General features: G+C 48.0%; 1 protein-coding gene. It reads right to left on the reverse strand.

Annotated features, from left to right (window positions below):
• Positions 1–264: 264 nt before the first annotated feature.
• A partial coding sequence (locus R7190_RS27995; protein ID WP_318137939.1) for an anion permease occupies positions 265–663 on the reverse strand: 399 nt, incomplete at its 5' end.

Consider the following 663-nt stretch of genomic DNA (forward strand, 5'->3'; position numbering starts at 1 on the left):
GTCTAACCTTTATAAACAGACAAAAAGATCAGTGTCACAACGTGTGACTCCAGAGGGTTTAGACGATTCAAGCACAGAGCGTTACATGAAAGGCTTTAGTGAATTTATCGACAGTTAGTGATGAAACTTGAGGCACATGGTGTGATTTTTATTCAGCAATGCAATGTTAAATCCCCATTCATCATGGTGTGCATAGGGGGCAAAGTCGAGGTCATGGGAATGAAGGGGCTCTGTGAAGGCGTAACCCCTCACAGAGCCAGAACGTTAGAAGAGAATCAACACAGCGCCGTAAACTATAAACAGACCAATTAAGCCAATGATGAGTCCGACTTTCGCCATGTCTTTGCTTTCTATCAAGCCCGTTGAATAAGCTAATGAGTTTGGTGGGGTGGGGACAGGTAAAAGCATGCCCAGTGAAGCCGAGAATGCGACCACAACCAGTAAGCCTTGTAAGCCACCGACAGCGGCCAAACTCGGCATGGAAACCCCGATTGCTGCGGCAATTGGCATCAACAAGTTCGCGGTCGCGGTGTTTGACATAAAATTGGCCATCAACCAACACACGATGGAGAGTGCAACCACCACCGCAAATGGAGACAGTGCCTCATAATCAATTGCGTGGGCCAGCGCTTCTGCCAAGCCCGTTTTATCGAGTGCAATGCG

It is taken from the genome of Vibrio sp. 1078-1 (assembly GCF_033340475.1).